The 16,152-nt window shown below is 44.5% G+C and carries 10 protein-coding genes; 5 read left to right on the top strand and 5 right to left on the bottom strand.

Going from position 1 to position 16,152, the window contains the following annotated elements; translation table 11 throughout:
- The first annotated feature begins 5 nt into the window (after positions 1-5).
- The 4 genes from G3569_RS11325 to yaaA all read left to right on the top strand — a co-directional run bounded on the left by G3569_RS11325 (position 6) and on the right by yaaA (position 6,467).
- Positions 6-2,420, top strand: a complete 2,415-nt coding sequence (locus G3569_RS11325) for a choice-of-anchor B family protein (RefSeq protein ID WP_205720162.1) — start codon at positions 6-8, stop codon at positions 2,418-2,420.
- An 80-nt stretch (positions 2,421-2,500) separates the two neighbouring features.
- The gene (locus tag G3569_RS11320; RefSeq protein ID WP_205720161.1) at positions 2,501-3,622 is read left to right on the top strand and encodes a YncE family protein; all 1,122 of its coding nucleotides are present in this window, start codon (positions 2,501-2,503) and stop codon (positions 3,620-3,622) included.
- Positions 3,623-3,685: 63 nt separating this feature from the next.
- Positions 3,686-5,521, top strand: a complete 1,836-nt coding sequence (locus G3569_RS11315) for an FG-GAP repeat domain-containing protein (RefSeq protein ID WP_165269201.1) — start codon at positions 3,686-3,688, stop codon at positions 5,519-5,521.
- 190 nt (positions 5,522-5,711) lie between these two features.
- On the top strand, positions 5,712-6,467 hold the full coding sequence (gene yaaA / locus G3569_RS11310) for a peroxide stress protein YaaA (RefSeq protein ID WP_165269199.1): 756 nt from the start codon (positions 5,712-5,714) through the stop codon (positions 6,465-6,467).
- Positions 6,468-7,129: 662 nt separating this feature from the next.
- Here the strand turns inward: yaaA and G3569_RS11305 are convergent.
- Entirely contained in the window at positions 7,130-8,098 is a 969-nt protein-coding gene (locus G3569_RS11305) for a methylenetetrahydrofolate reductase (RefSeq protein WP_165269197.1), read from the bottom strand.
- A gap of 176 nt (positions 8,099-8,274) precedes the next feature.
- Between G3569_RS11305 and metH the strand changes: the two genes are divergently transcribed.
- Positions 8,275-11,967: a methionine synthase gene (gene metH / locus G3569_RS11300; protein WP_165269195.1), complete on the top strand. Its 3,693-nt coding sequence runs from the start codon at positions 8,275-8,277 to the stop codon at positions 11,965-11,967.
- A gap of 762 nt (positions 11,968-12,729) precedes the next feature.
- On the opposite strand, the gene G3569_RS11290 is transcribed toward metH, so the two are convergent.
- The 4 genes from G3569_RS11290 to G3569_RS11275 form a co-directional block, all read right to left on the bottom strand.
- Positions 12,730-13,251 carry a hypothetical protein gene (locus tag G3569_RS11290; protein WP_165269191.1) on the bottom strand — a complete coding sequence of 174 codons (522 nt, stop codon included), beginning with the start codon at positions 13,249-13,251 and terminating at the stop codon, positions 12,730-12,732.
- Between the two features lie 142 nt (positions 13,252-13,393).
- Positions 13,394-13,996 (bottom strand): hypothetical protein, encoded by a 603-nt coding sequence (locus G3569_RS11285; protein ID WP_165269189.1) that lies wholly within the window; start codon positions 13,994-13,996, stop codon positions 13,394-13,396.
- A gap of 4 nt (positions 13,997-14,000) precedes the next feature.
- Complete coding sequence (locus G3569_RS11280) at positions 14,001-14,507, bottom strand: RNA polymerase sigma factor (RefSeq protein ID WP_165269187.1); 507 nt, start codon at positions 14,505-14,507, stop codon at positions 14,001-14,003.
- A complete protein-coding gene (locus G3569_RS11275; RefSeq protein WP_165269185.1) occupies positions 14,497-15,420 on the bottom strand; it encodes an alpha/beta fold hydrolase in 924 nt (307 codons plus the stop codon). The genes G3569_RS11280 and G3569_RS11275 overlap by 11 nt, the downstream gene beginning before the upstream one ends.
- Positions 15,421-16,152: the final 732 nt, after the last annotated feature.

Raw genomic sequence — 16,152 nt, 5'->3', positions numbered from 1 at the left:
ATCTCATGAAACGTTTAGTAATATCATTATTAGCATTTATTTGCATTAGCCCCTTCACTACGGCCGAGGCTCAAACAACATCCTCTGGCCACGTTGAAACGATGTTGGGCTTTGGACGATCAGTAGATGTTGCCAATGGCACCGTTTTTATTGGCGAACCTGCAAATGCACACCAACCCGGTATTGTCTATATTTACAGCCGTTCCGAATCCAATTGGTCAGAGCAGGCACAGCTCAAAGCTTCTGACGGGTACATCGGTGATGGCTTTGGCTCATCATTGGTTGCCACTGAAAACCGCATACTAATTGGAGCGCCTCAACAAAATGATGAACGTGGCGTGGCGTATGTATTTGAAAAAGAAAATGACAACACTTGGACGGAAGTAGCACAAATAGCACTCTCTGACACCAGTGCCGGAGGTGGATTTGGTAACAGTATCGCCCTGCATAAAAACCGCGCTTTTATTGGGGCACCCGGCGAAAATGAAGGTCTTGGTGCCGTGTACGTATTTCAGAAAACTGGTAATGGAGCATGGAAACAGCAAGCACACATTACAAATCCTGATACTGCACAAGGCGTTAGTTTTGGCGCTGCGCTATCGGTGGATGACTCCAGGTTGCTTGTTGGGGCACCAAAAAAACAAGGCGGAGCTGTTTATGTTTATCAAGGTAGTGATTCCGGATCATGGGAGATGGAATCTGTGCTTACAAGTAATCGTGTAGATCAACGAGCTGCGTTTGGTTCAACATTAGGCTTACAAGGGAACCAAGCTTTTATTGGTGCACCGCGCCATGCAGGCGGATCAGGTGCTGTATTTGTTTTCCAGCGTGATACGAACACTCAAGAATGGAATGCCAACGGCAAACTTGTAGCCTATGACAGTGGTTCTCGATACCAGTTTGGAGCTTCCCTTACCTTTGATGGGGCCGACTTGTGGGTCGGTGCACCCGGGGCAGACAACCGAAAAGGCGCGCTCTATCAATTCAACCGCTCGTCTGACAACAGTGCCAAATGGGCTAGTGTTTCTAAAATTGAAGGTCCTGAGCGCAGCCAGGGAGATCAGTTTGCAGGCACTATTGCCGTTGAGGGTGATGTCGCAGTTACCGGTCTTGTTGGCGCTGACTATGGTGCCGGAACAGCCGGAATACTTGAGCGTAACGAAGCAGGTACATGGAATGCTCAAGCTACTGTACTCAGCAACAGCAGTTCAGTTCTTGAACCCATCACAGGTGGCAAGGTAAAATGTGCCGATGGCAAAGCCTCCCTTTTTGGATGTAACAACGTAGACCTTCTTTCCTTCCTGCCTATTAACAAAATGGGCGGTGACCGGGGTGTTCGCCTCAACGATATCTGGGGCTGGACTGATTCCAAAACCGGGAAGGAATATGCCATTGTCGGTCGAATGGATGGTACCTCATTTGTAGATATCAGCAATCCAACTGATCCGGTTTACGTCGGGAATCTGCCCAAACCGGAAAAATCAAATGCTAGTATTTGGCGCGATATCAAGGTTTATGATAATCACGCTTATGTAGTCGCAGATAATGCCGGGATGCACGGTATGCAGGTAGTTGACCTGACGGACCTTCGGGACTTTAACGGCACCCCCCTTGCATTGAAAGAAGCTGCACACTACGATGAGATTCACAGCGCACACAATGTGGTAATTAACGAAGATACTGGCTTCGCATACGTTGTGGGAAGCAGCGGCGGCGGTAAAACATGTGGAGGCGGCCTGCATATGGTAGACATCAATGACCCCACCAATCCAACATTCAAAGGATGTTTTGCTGATCCTTCAACAGGTCGAAGCGGAACCGGTTATTCGCACGATGCACAATGCATAGTCTATGATGGACCTGATAAAGATTACAAAGGACATGAAATCTGCCTCGGTGCCAATGAGACTGCCATCAGCATAGCCGATGTTACGGATAAAGAAAATCCCAAAGCACTTTCAACCGCCTCGTACCCTGACTATGCTTACGTACACCAGGGATGGCTCACAGAAGATCACCGGTATTTCTTCCAAAATGATGAGCTTGATGAGCTTACCGGAAATGTAGACCATACGCGTACGCTGATTTGGGATGTAACAGACCTGGATGACCCGCAATTTGTTCGCGAATATCTATTTGATAACGCTTCTTCTGATCACAACTTGTACATCAAAGACGGAATGATGTACCAGTCTAACTACGTGAGCGGGCTACAGGTTGTAGATATCAGCGATCCGGAAAATCCTGTAAAAACCGGCTTCTTTGATACTGCGCCTTTTGGCGAAGATACACCGGGCTTTGCCGGTACATGGAGTAACTATCCCTATTTCGAAAGTGGTGTTGTTATTATGAGCAGTGGACAAGAAGGACTTTTCATCTTGGATCCGGGCGATTCTAACCCAACATCACCCTCGCGTTAAATACTATTTTGGATGGTGCCTCTTAGGCACCATCTTTTTTTATCGCCCCATTCCCAATAATTGAATAACACTTCTGTTTTATGCGGTGCATGATGATCGCTTCTTTACGTAATATCCTGTTTCTACTTTTGGCCGTCTGCTGGTTAACAGTCCCTCTGTCGGCTCAAAACAATCATTCTAAGCAAAAGTCAGATCACATAAGTTCTTCCTTGGGTCAACAGATTTACGTCTGTAACCAGGGACAAGCAACACTCAGCGTCATTGATGTAAAGACCAATAAAGTTGTCGACAATATTGATCTCCAAGAATTGGGGTTTTCGGCCAACGCTAAACCACACCACACTGTCGCAGAGCCCGACGGCTCACACTGGTACGTTACCCTGATCGGAGAAAATCGTGTTCTTAAATTTAACCATGAGAATGAACTTGTGGGCCAAGCAGAAATGGAAGTTCCCGGCCTAATTACTCTACATCCAACACGCGACTTGCTAATTGTCGGCCGATCCATGAGTGCTGTCAATCCCCCGCAAAGTATTGGCGTTATTCGCCGCTCTGATATGAAGCTAATGAAAGAGGTTCAGACTTTCTTCAGACGTCCTCATGCTATTGCCAGCTCTCCCAAAGGGAACTGGATCTACGTGGCAAGCCTGGCTGAAAACCAGATTTTTTCCTATAACCTCGAAACTAACGAAACAAATCTAACCACCCTTGACGGCCAAACGCATGTATTTGTTGATTTTGCTATTTCTCCCGATGGGGAGAGAATGGTGGCTACAGCACAAATGACCGGGCAAGCGCTTATTTTTGATTTGAGTAATCCCGCATCACCAACTTTAACCGATACTATTGAGGTTGGCGCTCAGCCCTGGCACCCGGTCTTTTCGCCTGATGGCCAGTTTGTCTATTTTGGCAATAAAGGAGATCATACGGTTACAGCACTTGATATAAAAACACCTACCGTAGATGCAACTATTACGGCTAATGGCATTGCACAACCGCATGGAAGTGCGCTTTCAACGGATGGCCAATACCTGTATATCTCAAACAACAATCGCCAAGGAACATACCAGGCAAGCCATTCCTCCGCTACCGCTGATCCTCCCGGTACTATTACTGTTATTAACACAGAAACCTACGATATTGAAAAGGTAATCGAAGTGGAAACCTATGCAACAGGTATTGGTACGCGAGCACGGCAATAATTGAAACAGAGGGTAAGCCCTCATTTTTACCTCCTATTGCAATTTTCAACGTATTCCAAGAAAATGCCATATCAAACGTTCTCTAATCTACTTGTCTTTGCCACCTCGTTAATTTTAATATCCGGCTGCAGTGGAATTCGTTCTACAAGCCAACAAAATGATGGCTCTGGTCAGGCAGATACGAAATATCATCGGGTCGTAGCACCATTCCCGGTTTATGACGGCAGCGGGGCGCCAATCGACCAACCATTTCTAGGCGGCTTTAATAACCCACGCCCGCAGTTTGTGGATATTGACGGCGATGATGACCCCGATCTTTTTGTCCAGGAAAACTCGAATAAGCTTATCCATTTCGAACACTCCTCTTCTGAATCATCATTCCCGCTTAGCTGGCAGACTGATAAATTCCGTAACCTTGATATCGGCGAATGGTTTCGTTTTGCTGATATGGACCAGGATGGAGACATGGATCTGCTTGCTGAACAACCCTACAGCTACATCCGGTATTATCGCAATGACGGATCAACAGAGCAGCCCGACTTTACCCTGGCGGCCGATACGCTCAAAGGTGCAAATGGGAAGCCCCTATTCTCAGACCGCCAAAACATTCCCAACGTAACGGATATTGATTGTGACGGATATCTTGACCTCTTTATCGGTCGATTGGATGGAACCGTTATGCGGTATGAATCAACCGGGCTTGACAACCAAGACATCCCTCAATTCGAGCTTGTCAACAAGCGCTTTGAAGGGATCGAGATTGTCAAACAGATCGGTACTATGCATGGAGCTAACACCCTTACCTTCGTTGATATCGACAACGACAACGATCAAGATCTTTTTTGGGGTGATTTCTTTGAGCCGAGCCTGCTTCTAGTTGAAAATACCGGTTCGTGCAGAAATCCCGTACTGCAAGGAGAACCCCGGCCCTTTCCTTCCCCGAACCCAGTGCAATCGAGTGGCTATAATGCCCCGGCCTTTACCGATTGGGGGCAAGATGGAGATCTTGACTTATTCATCGGTGTACTGGGAGGAGCCTATAATGCCAACCAATCCTTATCAGATAATTTCCACTTTTACGAGCAAAAAGATAACGGCTCCTTTAAACGCCAATCCAAGCGGTTTTTAAACACTATTGATATCGGAAATGAAAGTATGCCTGCAATAGGCGATTTAGACGGAGATGGAGATGAGGACCTGCTTCTTGCCAATAAAATTGAGCCCGGCAACCGTAATACCTCCGTTGTATACCAATTTGAAAATAGAAGTGAGAAAGGGAAAACATCTTTATATCAGCAAGAGACTTTGAAGCTGCCCAATGCCTATCACTACGCACCTGCACTAGGTGACCTCAACGGTGATGGACGAGATGACCTTTTGCTGGGTACCTGGAAAGGACGTATCGCTTATTACAGAAACACAACGGATGGATTTAAATTAGCCAACAAGTCATTGATAGAGCTAGAGCGTGGCAGTAACAGTGCGCCAGTACTTAGCGACCTCGATGCGGACGGAGATTTAGATCTACTAGTAGGAAATTCCGGTGGTAGCATCGCGTATTATAAAAATGAAGGTACACCGAGGAAAGCTAAATTTGTGCTTAAAAAAGGAGCCTTCGCTAATGTTGAAGCCAAGCACCGCAGTGCCCCGGAACTATATGATATTGATTCGGACGGTGATTTAGATCTCTTTCTGGGTACCAAAATTGAGGGACTACTCTTCTACCGGAATACCGGCACGGCCCGGCAACCGGCTTTTTCTGCAGAAGAACTCCCCCTGCCTCTTGAAGTACCCCGCTTGGCGGCCCCGCGATTCGGTGACCTGGACGGAGACGGAGATCCTGACTTCTGGTCCGGCGGCAACGGCGGTGGACTTATCTACTACGAAAATTCCAACTAATCGTTCAAAGAGCTTTATATGCTGTCAAGTTTGGGCTCCCTGTTCTACTAGAAAATCATTTTAATCTCCTTAGCAAAAGGAATCGCTCCTCAAAACTAGAAATCGCTGAGCATGGAATGATTCGTTTTGTAAATCAGGTTATAGATCCTACTTTCAGAAAAAGAATATTTAATATTAATAATCTATTGCCATGAAAATTGTAATGTCCCCGGCTAAATCACTGGACTACGAAAGTGAATTACCAACAGATAAAGCGACACAACCGCGTTTTTTAGATGAAGCGGAAACACTGAATGATGAACTGGCCCAGATGTCGAAAGATGAGCTCAAAGAGCTTATGGATATCAGCCAGAATCTGGCAGACCTGAACTATGAACGCTATCAAAAGTTTTCTCCCCCTTTTACAAAGGAAAATGCGCGCCCTTGCATCTATGCTTTTAACGGTTCGGCCTTCAAAGAGCTGGATGCCTATAGCATAGAGCATATCGATACCATGCAAAATAGCCTGCGTATCCTTTCGGGTATGTACGGCATCCTCCGTCCACTTGACTTAATGCAACCCTATCGACTGGAAATGGGAACAAAAATGCAGGTCAATGGCCATGACAGGCTCTACGATTTTTGGGACGACAGCCTTACCGAAGCGTTAAATGATGAACTGGATAATGACGAGCTTTTCGTAAACCTGGCCAGCAAAGAGTATTTCAAAGCCTTGCAGCCAAACGATTTAAAAGTGGATGTTATTAGTCCGAAGTTCAAGGATTTCAAAAACGGTAAACTGAAGACTATCGGTTTTTATTCCAAAAAGAACCGTGGGACTATGGCTCGTTATCTCATCGAAAATGAAGTCAGCTCCTACGATGGGTTACTAGGCTTTAACGGTAATGATTATAGCTACAGCGAAGAGCATACCGAAGATAAAACGGAACCGGTTTTTGTTCGGTAAAAGATTAACGTACGGGCGTGCTATAGTGCGTCCGTACTTACTCTTATTTTTTTACGGTGCTATTGTAAATGACAATGAAAAATTATCAATTACGAATTAAAAATTAATTCCAGCTTCATGGATCCGTTAACCGACGGCTGACGACCGTAAAAGCAGTTTCCATTCCTACAAGCTGCTATTAAGAGTTAATTAAAAATTATAAATTACGAATTAGGAATTAATTTCAATTCCTGTAAGGTGCTATTAAAAGTAGCCCGGGCGGCCCTTATTACAAGAGCTCACTAATGAGATTTCAATTCCTCTAAGGTGCTATTAAAAGAATTACAGCGGTGGGGATATAGCGTCATTAGTTAAATTTCAATTCCTCTAAGGTGCTATTAAAAGCCGTGGCAAAATGGGCCACTGCAGTTCATATATACCTATTTTTTGCCCATAATAGCAACAAAAAATCGTCGGCATGGAATACTGTCATTTCCCGGGGAGACCGACGACAACCGAAAGCCGGCTCTAAAGCTATTCAACGGCTATTATATTTTTAAAAACAGGACGGGGCCTAATTTGGTACTTCAATTAAGGGAGGGGCGACGACTTGCCCCTACAATAAAAAACCCCGGCATTCTCTCGATACCGGGGTTTCTTTCATCAAATTCAACAATAAGTTACTACCGTTTCACCACGTCATGGCCCAATGGAAGTTGATCTACTGCATCAAGAGCCGGAGTAGGGTCGCCCATAATATAGAAATGGATACCGGGCACGCCCCCTTCAAGTAGTTCGGTGCACTGTTGGGCGGCCCATTCAACCCCGATCTCTCGCGCATTTTCAGGGTCGGCCTGTACTTCATCGGATAATGCTTCCGGAATATTCAAGTGGAAAAACTTGGGCAAAAAGTTAAGGTGTCGTTCTCGGGTAAGTACTTTTAACCCCGGTACAATGGGACATTTAATACCGGCATCACGGCATTTATCCACAAAACGGAAATAGGCCTCGTTGTCAAAAAACATCTGCGTGACGATATAATCACCGCCGGCATCCACTTTCTTCTTAAGCTGTTCGATATCAAAGTCAAGGTTTGGTGCCTCAAAATGCTTTTCAGGATAGCCGGCCACGCCCACACAGAAGTTCGTTTCATGCGCATTTACAATATCTTCAAGGTACTTTCCTCTATTCATATCCTTGATCTGGTTCACCAAATCAATAGCATATTTATTGAACGTACCGTTTTTCAGACGCGGTGTAGCATTCTCCTGGGCATCGCCGCGAATAGCCAGCACGTTATCAATCCCCAAAAAGTTGAGCTCGATAAGAGCATCTTCGGTTTCCTCTTTTGTAAATCCTTCACAGATAAGATGCGGCACGGGGTCAACCCCATATTTATGCTTTATTGCCGCACAAAGGCCAATTGTGCCCGGTCGCTTCCGTTTAACATGCCGCTTTATGGTGCCGTCGCTAAGCTCTTCATAGTACGATTCGGCTGCATGATAGGTCACATCAATAAAGGGCGGGTTGTATTTCATCACCTTATCAAGCGATTCAAAAACCTTCTTCACCGATCCCCCTCTCTTAGGTGGAATGATTTCGAAAGAGATCAAAGGTTCATCCGCTTGATCGTAATGTTCTATAACTTTCATTTCTTCTACTATTATTTGTAACTTAGAGTCCAAAAATTTTTCTGCGAGCTACGCAATTCTAGCATTATCACATCTAGAATGGTAAAACAGTGTTAAGGTAATCACTTCGTGGCTTAGTTGAAAAGTTTTTGTGCAACCAAAAGTACCTTATAACCTATTACCTGAGATTTACTTACATGAAATTTGATCAAATTAAAGATCTGTTACAGGATCGTATTTTAATTCTGGATGGTGCCATGGGCACAATGATCCAGAATCACGACCTTTCCGAAAGCGATTATCGAGGCGAACGATTTAAGGATTTCGAGGATTCTGAGCTAAAAGGCAATAACGACCTTTTAAGTCTCACCCAACCTGAGATCATTAAAGATATCCACAGCCAATTCCTGGCTGCAGGCTCCGATATTATTGAAACCAACACTTTTAACAGCACCTCCATTTCGCAGGCCGACTACCATATGGAGGATCTGGCCTATGAGCTTAATGTTGCTGCGGCCCAAAATGCCCGCGAGGTAGCTGATAAGTTTACGGAACAAAACCCGGACAAGCCCCGTTTTGTGGCCGGTGCCATTGGGCCTACGAATAAAACACTCTCCCTTTCTCCGGATGTGGAAGACCCCGGCTATCGCGATATCACTTTTGACCAACTCAAAGAAGCCTATACCGAACAGATTCGAGGCTTGGTCGACGGGGGCGCAGACATTCTGCTTATCGAAACTATTTTCGATACCTTAAATGCCAAGGCCGCCATCTATGCCATCCACAAGTTCAACGAAGAGATCGGCAAAGAGTTGCCGGTTATGATTTCTGGGACCATTGTGGATCAAAGCGGACGCACCCTTTCGGGACAAACAACCGAAGCGTTCTGGATCTCGGTATCCCACACTAAAAACCTGATCAGCGTGGGGCTGAACTGTTCGCTGGGTTCTAAACAGATGCGACCCTATATCGAAGAGCTTGCTAATGTTGCAACCTGCCATACCAGCCTGTATCCCAACGCCGGACTCCCCGATGAGATGGGCGAATACAATGAAACGCCGGAATTTATGGCGGAACAGCTTCGGGATTATGCTGATTCCGATTTTGTAAACCTGGTCGGCGGATGCTGTGGTACCACGCCCGAACATATTGAAGCTATTGCAGAAGCAGCAAAAGAATGCTCGCCTCGTGAGATACCGGAACAAGAACCGTACTTGCGGCTCAGTGGACTGGAACCGCTGGTCGTTCGACCTGATACCAATTTTGTAAATATCGGGGAACGTACCAACGTGATGGGCTCACGAAAGTTTAAACGTCTTATTAAAAACGAAGAGTACGAAGAAGCACTCTCTGTTGCCCGTCAGCAGGTTGAAAACGGAGCCCAGATCATCGACATCAATATGGATGAAGGTATGTTGGAGTCGGAAGAAGTGATGGTCGACTTCCTACAGCTGGTAGCTGCAGAGCCCGATATTTCCCGGGTTCCGGTCATGGTGGATTCTTCGAAATGGTCGGTACTCAAAGCCGGCCTTAAAGCCATACAGGGGAAATGTGTAGTAAACTCTATTAGTCTTAAAGAAGGTGAAGAAGAGTTTAAAGAACATGCCCGCGAGATCCTCAATTTTGGCGGTGCTGTTGTAGTGATGGGCTTCGACGAAAAGGGACAGGCCGACAATTACGAGCGACGTATTGAAATTGCCCAGCGAGCCTATAACATCCTCACTGAAGAAGTGGGCTTTGCGCCACAGGATATCATCCTAGACCCGAACATTCTAACCGTAGCTACCGGTATTGAAGAGCATCGTAATTATGCGGTAGACTTTATTGAAGCTACGCAATGGATCAAAGAGAACTTGCCGCTGGCTAAAGTAAGCGGGGGACTCAGTAATATTTCGTTCTCTTTCCGTGGTAACAACCGGGTCCGCGAGGCCATGCACGCTGCCTTTTTATATCATGCTATACAGGCCGGGCTTGATATGGCGATCGTCAATGCCGGACAGCTGGAAGTCTATGAGGAGATCCCTGACAAGCTAAAAGAACTTGTTGAGGATGTTATCCTTAATCGTCGTGATGATGCCACCGAACGCCTGGTAGACCATGCTGAAAAGATTAAAGACAAAGGCACGAAGAAAGAAAAAAAGACCGCCGAATGGCGCGAAGAACCGGTAGAAGAACGTATCAAACATGCACTAGTGAAGGGAATTGTCGACTACATTGTGGATGATGTGGAAGAAGCCCGCCAGCAGTTTGACCAACCTATTGAGGTTATTGAAGGTCCCATGATGAATGGTATGGACGTGGTAGGCGATCTTTTTGGCTCAGGCAAGATGTTTCTTCCGCAGGTCGTTAAGAGTGCCCGGGTTATGAAGAAAGGGGTTGCTCACTTAATACCGTATATCGAAAAGGAGAAAGAGAAAAACCAAAACAGCGAGCCCAAGGCGAAAGTACTGCTTGCTACTGTTAAAGGTGATGTTCACGATATCGGAAAAAACATCGTGTCCGTAGTGCTGCGCTGCAATAATTTTGATGTAGTAGATCTGGGCGTAATGGTTCCGGCGGATAAAATCCTGGAAGAGGCCCGTAAAGAGAAGGTAGATATTATCGGCCTCAGCGGCCTTATCACCCCTTCTCTGGATGAGATGGTGCACGTGGCGAAGGAGCTGGATCGCGAAGAGTTTGACCAGCCGCTGATGATTGGCGGAGCCACAACCTCGCGCATGCATACGGCTGTTAAAATTGAACCTAACTATGAACAGCCGGTTATTCATGTACTGGATGCTTCTCGCAGTGTATCCGTTACCGGGAACCTGGTATCTAAAACGCTGCGCGACGATTTCGTCGACAAGACCAAAGATGAGTATGTGAAGTTACGCGAACGTCATGAAGGGCGATCAAACCGCAAAACGTATCTCCCAATAGATAAAGCTCGTGAGAATGCAACGGATATTGACTGGGAAGAGTCGGAAATCATAAAACCCAATAAACTGGGCACTCAAGTCTTTGACAACTATCCGCTTAATGAGATTCGCAACTACATCGACTGGGGTCCCTTCTTTATTGCCTGGCAGATGAAAGGACGTTTCCCGGAGGTACTCGAAGATGAAAAGTATGGCGAAGAAGCACAGAAACTCTATGAAGATGCCAATGAGCTGCTGGACAAAATTGTGGATCAAAAACTTTTAAAAGCCAAGGCTGTGATGGGACTATATCCTGCCAATGCCGTGGGCGATGATGTAGAACTCTATACCGATGACAGTCGGGAGGAAGTGCTTACTACTCTTCACATGCTGCGCCAGCAGGCTCAAAAACGCCGGGGACAGCCCAACAAAGCACTCTCGGATTTTGTAGCTCCCAAAAGTTCCGGCATCAAGGATTACATGGGGGGCTTTGCCGTAACCTGCGGCCTTGGCTCCGAAGAGCTGGTTACACAGTTTGAGGATGATCATGATGATTATAATGCCATCCTTACCAAGGCACTGGCTGACCGACTGGCAGAAGCCTTTACCGAGCTTATCCATGAAAAAGTGCGTACCGATATCTGGGGCTACGCTCCTGATGAGGACCTTACGAACAAAGAGCTTATAAAAGAGCAGTATGATGGTATTCGTCCGGCAGCCGGCTACCCTGCCCAACCGGATCATACCGAGAAGCGTATCCTCTTTGACCTGTTGGATGTCCCGGAAACAACGGGCATCACCCTAACCGAATCGTGCGCTATGCATCCGGCTGCATCCGTAAGTGGACTGTATTTTGCCCACCCCGAATCGGATTACTTTAATGTGGGGAATCTCCGAAAAGATCAGATTGAAGATTATGCCGAACGTAAAGAAATGAGTGTAGAAAAAGTGGAACGCTGGCTGGGACCTAACCTCAGCTATGATCCGGAGTAATAAAAGACTTTCCAAGTTTTAGAGACTTGGAAAGTCTAAAATTTAATAATTAGTTTGCTAACGTTGTTTATACGATAAAACCAGCGTTATTCATCATGAGGGAATACAGTTCACAATTCGTAGCTGGACATTTCTATCACGTTTACAATCGGGCCATTGGTTCGGAATTGTTATTTAAAAACGATGAAAACTATCATTTTTTCTTACAGAAATGGAGCCAATACCTGGATGAGTATGTAGAGGTATGGGTGTACTGCCTCATTCCTAATCACTTTCATTTCCTCATTAAGGTTAAAGATAGTGATCATCTTTCGAAGTTCTGTAAATCTGAAAAAACTGAATCAGAATTAATCCTGAACCAATTCAGAAAATTATTTATATCCTATACTAAATCATTTAACAAATACTATGATAGAACAGGAAGCCTCTTCCAAAAGAAATTTAAACGGGTACAAGTAGACTCTAAACATTACCTTAAGCATTTAATTCATTACATCCATCACAACCCAATTCATCATCACCTGACAAACAGGTATTATGGCTGGAAGTTTTCATCCTATAACTCACTAGTTAGCCAATGTGCTAGTAAGGTAAAAAGGCAACAAGTCATTAATTTCTTTGGCAATAAACAGTCATTTATTGACTATCATAATAAGAGAAAGAATTACAATAAAATTAATCGCCTACTTTTAGAATAAAGAGGCACCAAGCCTGGAAGAAAGACTTTCCAAGTTTTTAAAAACTTGGAAAGTCTGACATATTCTAATTTTCTGAGAGCTCTAAGTGCTCCACATTTAAGGGACCCACGGTATTCACTACATCCTCCATGTTCGATACATCTACTTTCTTTGATTGCACATAATCAGCAGGCAAAATGGCTATTCTAAATTTTCTATCTTTGGTGAACTCATCTCCAACAGTGCTCAAATCAACATCTCCCGTTAAAAAGATCTTGGCATCTGCCAAGGTATGGTCAAAACCATACTGCAACTCTCCATTATCAAAAAATACTGATACGGGAAGCGGCTGCCATACATCATTTCCTGTTTCCGGATCTATTTCCCACAATAGATAGACCATTACAATATCACTTTCCAACACAGTAATATCATCAGGGAATTCAGAGAATACAGTATAATTGTTGGATTCAGTAAAACTACGATTTATCTCATAAACTTTGCCGGATGCCGGTCCTTGCGGTCCCTGAGGCCCCGCAGGCCCTTCTGCTCCGCTACATGAAATCACAAATAACAGTACAAATATGGCAGTAGCTTTTCTCATCATCTTCGTCTCTGGGAATTTAGCGTTTCTGTTAAACGGTTATCTATAAGTTAATATATTGGCACACCAAAACAGTCACATAAACATGTGAGATATCTTACTAATTTTAATTGGTACTATTTTTTAAAATATAGTATAAAATATACTAATCCATCCCTTCCTTGATCGCTTCAAACTCATCGATGAGAGGAGTAATCTCCTGTTGTTCTCTCCTATATCTACGGCGAATCTCAAATCCCACAAAGCCGGCCAAGACAACACTCACCCCGCAATGAATAGCCCATCGCCACAGCAGGCGAAGATCACTGAGTACATCTATATAAATGAGGTTAATAGCTACAATTAACAACAAGGTGTAAATAGGGATAATCACAAGCATCAAGAATTTTCGATATTTTAGCTTTCTGATAGCCAAACTCAAATACTGTTGACTCTCCCGGCGCAGCTGTTTCCACTTTTTACCGGTATTGCGATACCAGGCAAATACTGCCGCAGCAACCATCTCAACGCTTAGAATACTGACCCCGCTCCATACCCACCACGAAGCATTATTCATAAACGAATACATAGCCCATAAAAAGGCAATGCTCAGCACAAAGAGAATACTCATAATAATATTCTCTTTCCTTGTTTTTTGTTGAATCTGCTCAAAATAGTTAATCATCTTTTTAAACTGCTTACTATCCACTTCAAATGTTGATGGTTTGTCCATTGATTGCCAATCTGATTTTAGCTCGTCTAAATTCATTGGGTTACCTCATTCGTTCTTCAAGTTCCTTTTTAATACGACTTATCTTTACTCCTACATAGTTTTCAGAGATGCCCACCACTTCACCGATTTCGCTGTAGGTTAGCCCCTCCAGGTAAAGTGTGATAATTAATCGGTTTTGCTTTTTGAGCTTATGAATACAATCCTGAAGCTCTTGTAGCTGAGGCAGCGGATCGGCTGAAAGCTCATCCACTCCTTCGTATTCCATATCCGTAAAATCGGATTCCAGCTGAAAACGTTGATCAAAGCGCTTCCTGCTTTTTGTAAACGTAATAGCTGTATTTACAGCAATACGATAGATCCACGTTGTTATCCGGGCCTCTTCCCGAAACGAATCCAGGTTTTTCCAAATACTCAACATCACCTGCTGGAATAGATCCTTTACTTCATTCTGATCCTTCAAATATCCCACACAAATACGATATACTTTATCACTGTGACGCTGATAAAGACGCTTAAATTGTTCGCTGTGTTGCTTCTTATTCTGCATTCAAATATTGCCTAAGCGTTTGATAAAACCACTTTGGATCATCCATCATAATAAAATGCCTGGCATTTTCTGCCACCTTTATGGTCTTTTCCGAAAGATGTTGATACTGCTCTTGCGCCATCTGCTGAACCTGTTCTTTAGTATATAGCGACCTCCCATTCATCGAAAAATTGCCAGCAAGCATAACATAAGTTGGTGTTTTGATATTGCGAAGCTCATCCCGAAGATCTGCCTGCATTAAATCACCCATCGCATGCACGATGGTGGCCCGGTCGGAGTGCATTGACCACTGTAATGCTTTCTTAATATTTTTTTCGTCTGATATCATCGTTGATAGGGTGTTTTTCTGCTGCTGGCGAAACTGGGCAGAATCCATTGCTGTCATCTGTTGAATCATCATTTGGCGGGGAAACTGCACCGATTCTTCGGTAGCCTCTGGCTGGCGCAGGGCTGCTAAAAAGGGATATGAATCAACAATTACTGATTTTTTTACAAGTCGATCATCCTCAGCTGTTATCCATAGCGATAAAAAGCCTCCCAGGCTATGTCCCATTACGACTCCTGCTCCATTACTTTCGATATAGTCAATCAGCTGATCTCTTATGGTCTTCAGATAGGGTTTTTGATCTATCGGCTCTTTCCCGGCAAAACCGGCTAATGTGAAAACATGGCACTCATATTGATCCTTGAGCTTATCAACAGTGCCCTGCCAAACCTCCCCACTACTTGCCAAACCGGGAATCATATAAAGAGGAGTGCCCGAGCCATAGATCTCTGCGGTAAATGCCGGCTCATTATACACCGTTTTGGGACTTTCTGATTGAGCCTCAACTACTGTTGGTGCTAAGAAAAGCAGGAGTATGGCAAGTATTGTATGTAGTCGAATTTGTATCCTTGAAAAAGATAAAATCATAGTAGATATAGCGTCCAAAAGGTTAAGGTTGTTGTGCCTTCTACTATGTTAGACTAGCAAAAACGAAATTATTACAGATTTTTTGAAAATAAATTTGAGGATGTTTTAACGAAAGTATGTTCAAGTATCTAATGCAACACAGCGGTGTTTAAGGTTCGTCGGACAGAATCAAGGTAATCAAATTTTTGTAGCGGTCGACCGTTCATCTCTAGAGGGAAAAAGGTATATATTTAGCAGGTTTGGTTACTTGCTATTTCCTGACCCCATCTTGTTCTTCCCCTACCCGTAGGGGAAGAGACTTTAGTAGTGGGTATTTTGCCTGGCAGTTTAGCTGGAATTCTAAGAAAGGCTATGGAGCTTTTTGCCTAACACGGAATGCAGACAAGCGTCCCTCTCCCTGCGAGCAGTAGGGAGAGGTCAGGAGTGGGTCAGCATGCCGGTAAGAACGGCATTGAAATTGCATTTTTTGGTAGCCTCACTCGCCGTTATGTTCAACCACCTCTTAATCTCCTCCTTCATAAGGAGGAGAAATAAATGTGCCATCTTCTTGGGTTACAGCAACAGTAAGCAACTGCTTCACCCTGAAGTAACAATGATATGGAACATGCCATACCTTTGGAACTCAGCTATCACTAAGGGCCGAGGCTGTCTAAAAAGCCCAATGAAGGTAAGCGGCCTCTAAATAACTAAAGTGTGAGCAATCTCCCACTACTACGCACAAGGCTTTGTAGA

It is taken from the genome of Fodinibius halophilus (genome assembly GCF_011059105.1).
Taxonomy (GTDB): Bacteria; Bacteroidota; Rhodothermia; order Balneolales; family Balneolaceae; genus Fodinibius; species Fodinibius halophilus.
Note: the sequence above shows the minus strand (reverse complement) of the source record. Positions and strands in the feature narration are given on the sequence as shown.